This window comes from Candidatus Obscuribacterales bacterium (assembly GCA_036703605.1).
In the GTDB taxonomy this organism is placed as follows: Bacteria; Cyanobacteriota; Cyanobacteriia; order RECH01; family RECH01; genus RECH01.
In genome coordinates this window covers 1-1,313 of the sequence record DATNRH010000600.1, presented here as the reverse complement: position 1 = coordinate 1,313, position 1,313 = coordinate 1, and the positions used below count along the sequence as shown (strand labels likewise).

General features: G+C 51.8%; 2 protein-coding genes. One reads left to right on the top strand and one right to left on the bottom strand.

Features of this window, described 5'->3' with window-relative positions; all coding sequences use genetic code 11:
• On the top strand, positions 1-249 hold a 249-nt coding region (locus V6D20_12830; GenBank protein HEY9816666.1), incomplete at its 5' end, for a hypothetical protein.
• Positions 250-819: 570 nt separating this feature from the next.
• On the opposite strand, the gene V6D20_12825 is transcribed toward V6D20_12830, so the two are convergent.
• Positions 820-1,272, bottom strand: coding sequence for a recombination protein NinB (locus V6D20_12825; GenBank protein HEY9816665.1), 453 nt, complete (start codon positions 1,270-1,272; stop codon positions 820-822).
• Between the last annotated feature and the right edge of the window lie 41 nt (positions 1,273-1,313).

Sequence of the window (1,313 nt, the reverse complement as noted above, 5' to 3'; positions counted from 1 at the left end):
CAGTTCGCGCCCGTAGTAATCAATCATCCATGCGGTATAGATTTGCTTTCCGTTGCCGTGATTCATCAGAAAGACATTGCAGCCTGGGCATTGGGGATGCACGTTTTCCTCTACCAGCTTCCATTTGGTAGACCTTCTGCTTATGAAGTGACCGCCTTGCATATCCTTCCAGTGCGCCCACTTGTTACAGGTAACACACTGAACCAGCCCGTTATCGTCAGCGGCAACGAGCCTCACCAGCTTCTGTAAAAGCGTGGCGGCTGCGTCTACCTCTTGGGCTATGGTTTTACGCTTCACTCTGGGCGTGCCTCCAGGGTTTTGCTCCACCTTCCTGTAGCTGTCTTCGCCCGCTCGAATCTTCCCTCCGCATCCCATAAATTACTGAATCGTGTTGGTTTGCGCTCGAACCAACACCAGGTGCCATCCTCATCCATCGCCAGGTAATTCGCCCACTTCGGGGCCGACTTCCAATTAGGTTTCACGCAATATCTCCTTTCTCGACCAGCACCATTTGCAAAACTCAGCCCTCTGCCCGAATTCCTCGCGGCGCGGTAACTTCAGCACTCCCTGATTGCAGGAGTTGGGGCACTTAGCCTCTCGGAGTAGCTGGCGCATTTTCATTTCTTCTGGCATAAACATTTCTCAATCCCTTGCCCCTTCTGGTAGCTATAAAAATCTATAGCGCCCCAGATCAGCACCCAAGAGACAACCCCTTTCCAAAAGGCTGTGTCATGGCTGAAAATGCCGCCCCACAAACAACCAACACATATCGCCGCGATCACAACCAATACAGAAAATAACCGCCTCATATCTCTCACCTCAAAGCCCATACATTGCAGGGCTGGTTAGTTTGTATCGCGTCCCGTTTTCCCTCTCCATATCGGTCAGGTATTGGGCCATCTGCGGAACAGTCATCAGCCTGGTAACAGGAGTGACCGGCATAATCTCGTCAACGATTTCTTCATAGGTCGGCTGTGTCGATAACACCCGATTCCAGAACTTGTTAAACACTTCATCCCCCACCATGATCGGAATTCCATAGCGGTATTTGCATCTGTCATGGATTTGAGCGGGGGTATACTCGCCGCCCTGCTTCGATATCTCGTTAGCCCACATTCTCGCCAGTGCGTTTTGGGCGAGGCTTCGGTCTGAGTCATAGGGCTTGATCAGGACACAAGACGGCTTCTCTCTATCAACCTTGCACAGCGATACAGCAGCGGCAGCATTAGCCTTTTGCTCGTCAGTACGGAGTAGGTAGTAGTCGCCTGTCATAGCTCCATCGCCTGCTGTGCTGTCTCGCTCTCAAATCGCTT